This is a genomic window from Halosubterraneus shenae (assembly GCF_050510935.1).
Lineage (GTDB): Archaea > Halobacteriota > Halobacteria > Halobacteriales > Haloferacaceae > JBDGPU01.
The window spans coordinates 1-3,685 of sequence record NZ_JBNLVO010000014.1 but is presented as its reverse complement, the minus strand read 5'-3'; the positions used below and the strand labels follow the sequence as shown (position 1 = coordinate 3,685).

At 57.4% G+C, this 3,685-nt stretch carries 3 protein-coding genes; 1 reads left to right on the top strand and 2 read right to left on the bottom strand.

Annotated elements, in window-relative coordinates; all coding sequences use genetic code 11:
• Positions 1 to 710: 710 nt before the first annotated feature.
• Together ACQE3M_RS16350 and ACQE3M_RS16345 are read right to left on the bottom strand one after the other, a co-directional pair.
• A complete protein-coding gene (locus tag ACQE3M_RS16350; protein ID WP_430506586.1) occupies positions 711 to 1,061 on the bottom strand; it encodes a type II toxin-antitoxin system PemK/MazF family toxin in 351 nt (116 codons plus the stop codon).
• Positions 1,062 to 1,080: 19 nt separating this feature from the next.
• Complete coding sequence (locus ACQE3M_RS16345) at positions 1,081 to 1,350, bottom strand: AbrB/MazE/SpoVT family DNA-binding domain-containing protein (RefSeq protein WP_430506585.1); 270 nt, start codon at positions 1,348 to 1,350, stop codon at positions 1,081 to 1,083.
• Between the two features lie 1,190 nt (positions 1,351 to 2,540).
• Between ACQE3M_RS16345 and ACQE3M_RS16340 the strand changes: the two genes are divergently transcribed.
• A complete protein-coding gene (locus ACQE3M_RS16340; RefSeq protein WP_430506584.1) occupies positions 2,541 to 2,960 on the top strand; it encodes a hypothetical protein in 420 nt (139 codons plus the stop codon).
• The last annotated feature ends 725 nt before the right edge of the window (positions 2,961 to 3,685 follow it).

Below are 3,685 nucleotides of genomic sequence, written 5' to 3'. Positions count from 1 at the left end.
CCGGCACGGAGGGGGTTTGGCGGAGATTCGATTGACGTAACGTCAATGAATCACCATTGCATGGTCCAAGTGTCCGGCGCACCCAGAACGACCGGGTGACACCGGACCATCATGGCTCACATCAGATCCCGTCTATACGCCGGAGCGCAGGGGCGGAATCCTCATCTTCTCCGGACTCGATTGTATTCTCCGGGAGGGGATAAACCCTCCGAAGGGAGTCGGGTCCGAGCGAATCCGGGCCGAATTGAACGGCCCGAGTTCGCGTCGCGTTCTTCGCATTACAGTCGATGGCCGGGGTACGTATAAGCCCATCGAGATAGATACGATGCCGCCCTCGATCGAAGCTGCAGAGGGTGGAACTCGAGTAGTCATCCGGCAAGCTCGGGATGGCTATTACAGTAGATAGAAGCACGATTTCTTTATTCAGCTCTCCAGTGAATCGGTTCGGCGTAAATCGCCGTTTCAAGCAACGAAGTTAATCCAGGCTGTACCTCTCCAACTTCCGAAGAGTCGCGATCGCCGTGGGTTGCGTGGTCGGTTACGACGTACTGACACCGGTAGTTCGCGCCAACGGATCGGCGACGTCCTCCGAATCCTTGTAAAACCGAATCCGTTTCAGATCAGAGACCAGCGACCGGTTGAACGGCGGGATCTCAAACTGCCCCTTGCGGTACGTCGTATGTGACGTTCCGGACGCACTCAAGGGCTGTTCACAACCCGAGACTGTCTTCGATCGCAGTATCGATTTCGGCTATCTTCACCGTGGGAATAGACCCGATGTTCTTCGAGATCCGCTTGCCAATATCGACGACACGTATCTGACTCAGATCCGCCACGGAGTCCTGATTGAGAGGCGTGTTCGCTGCGCGTACCTCGACCTCGAAGGGGTAGATGTTGTTCGGACTGTAGGACGTGGTGAAGGGCGCGATGATGGTGGTCGGCGAGTGCTTGTTCCCGGTGTCGTTTTGGATCACCACGCAGGGACGGGATTTTCCCTGTTGTTCGCTCCCTCTGGTTGGGCTCAGGTCAACGATGACGATATCTCCCCGACGCACCTTCACGCTTCACCACCTCGGCAACTCACTCGCTCCATCCGGGTGCGTCTCCGAGCTGTTCGTTGGCTTCCGATGACGCGACTGCCATTTCTTCCGCGAGTTCTTTCGAACGCTCTGCTCGCTTCCGGTATCCTTCAGCGAGGCGTTCCTCGTCCGTTGGGGGCTTGATGAGGATCTTATCGTCCACTTCGACGAACTCGATCTCATCCCCTCCACTGATACCTCTCCGGTCGCGGAGATCCTTCGGGATGGTCACCTGTCCGCGATCACCTACCTTCCGCTTGTGCTGGGGCATGTGAATACATACTTTTTTCATACGCATAGGCTTGACGGTGGTTCCCGGATTGCCAAATGTTCTGGAACAGAAGCGCATTTACGCTCCTGAAGCCCTCGTCGAACAGTATCAGGAATCAGAGAAAAAGACAGATTGGACTCGTGAGTGATCAGAATGTCGATGAATCAGCCAATAGACATGCAGGACGTTACCTGAATAAAGAAGTCGTACTACCGACAACGGATTACGGACGGCGGAAAATACCGACCTCAACCGCTTGGACCGGCAGTGCATGGGCCGGCACAAATACCCTGGCGGGTCACTCGATAGACCAACAGGTCACTGAGGATGGAATGTCGAGACTGTAACCACCACGCTGACGTCGCGGAGCCGCCGGCGCCATCATAGCTCCACCATCCTGGAAAGTCTGGAAGGATTCCTTTTCCGACTGGTTAGTAGACCTCAATAAGTCATCGCGAACCACTTCGCCGAGTGCTGCTGCGGGCACGGCATCACCTCTCCCCACCGAACCGTTCTAGCCGGGAAGTCATAACGCTGAGTCCAAACGATCGAAACGCCGGCTCACGGGAGACGCGATTCAGGAAATCCGGGGGCAGACGAAGCCGCTCGTGCTGGATACCTTCAAGCAGAACCGCGCCCAGAACGCCACAGTTCCGGAGAGTCGCTTCCGGAAAGCACAGGGGTCACTGGGATACGGCAAGACACCTTCACGGGGGAAGGCGTTGGCACCCTCCGGATGAACACGACACGCCGGCCGAAACAGCGGCCTACCGGGTGCATCTACCGTCACCACCAGAAAAGTCGGGCGTCAACGGTATCCACTCGAGATACCAGGAGACGATCCGAACGCTCATCGCACGAACACGGCATCGCAGCGAACTCCAGGGCGGGCTGGCGGCAACGCTCGACATCACGAAGTACCGCAAACCGGAGATACCGAAGGAACCGACGGCTATCCCGAAGACGGCATGTGCAGATACAAGGAGAAGGGTGCCGGGAACGTCGAGAATCACCAACGGGCAACGTCCAGATCGTCGGCCTCGAGACAAAACCTGTCGAATGTGGCATAAAGTGGGCGGACGTCGTCGACGGCGTGCTTGAGAGCACGTTCGAAATCACACCGGACCTGAACCCGTTGATCGACCCGGAGTTCGACGCCACGTGGCCACATTCCCCACGAGAAGCACGACGTGTACCACCTGGCGGCCAAAAAAGCACGCCGGCAAGCGGGCGACCTGCTCACGGCTGCAAGAACACGGCAGAAACTCCATGTGGAGGAGAAGACGCCGCTGACTGACCGTCGCGTAAGGCGGTGTGCCCAGATCAGAACACGAGCATTCCTTGAGACGACCAAGGGTGACACCGACGATTTCGACGGTACTCTCGACGATCCGGACGATGTGGACAACGATCGCGACCCCTTCCGACAGGAATCGATGGTGGACTTTGCGGAGACAACCGGCGCCGCGCCGACACGGATGACGGGATGTGGTACAACGACGGTATCGGCCATTTCCGCGAGACAAAGCTATCGTACCGAGGATATCGCTGCGTACGCGCTGTTCAACGCGAACTACCCGGCTCTCAGCGTGGTATCCGATGACGACTAAGAGGCGCCGCTGTTGATGGCACGCGGCTTCGTGACCCGCGACAGCGATCGCTGGACATTGAGAACGGCTGGGACAGTTGAAATACTCCTGGTATGGACGACATCGAAGGATCACGGCTATCGCTACTTCTGCTTCGCATTCGCGCGCACTCGATGCAATATCTGGAAGTTCGTCACCTGCTCGTCAAGCTCGCTCGAGGACGACCACTTGCCACGTAAAAGGCACGTTTCTGTGCTGACGGACAACGACGACGTCGGTCTCGATCTGCAGCTCCGACATGCCGTTTTCGAGCAAGATTCGCGCGTGAGTGTGCTGTCACCGTGGTGATCAGTTCTTCGGCCGTTTTGGTCGGGTTTGTAGGGCAGACGTCGGCGAGATCGACTCCGCGACCATCTGGTCCCGGTTCGTCTCGTACTGGAAAGCTATCGGGCAGAAAATAAGCTACTCAAAAGTACAGCCAGCGTCTGTCGACGGACACTCCTGACGATGAACGGCGCTCGAGAGACTCGTGGCCCGTCACCACAGAAGTTAACCGGAACGTAGCTGCTGCTAGCGAGTGATTACACACAAAACGTCATCACGAGTGCTGCAGCTCCTCACGAAAACGCACTGCGAGACGCGGCAATCGCCACGTCTTCGACTATCGAGTATGAATGTAAGTATGAATGGTAGGCGGCGAACCGGCACTCCCAGAGGCTCGCGCACTCCAGTACTGCCCGGAACGC

Coding starts and splice junctions, on each gene's coding strand:
- ACQE3M_RS16345 (WP_430506585.1), bottom strand. CDS start 1,350: ATGCCCCAGCACAAGCGGAAGGTAGGTGATCGCGGACAGGTGACCATC.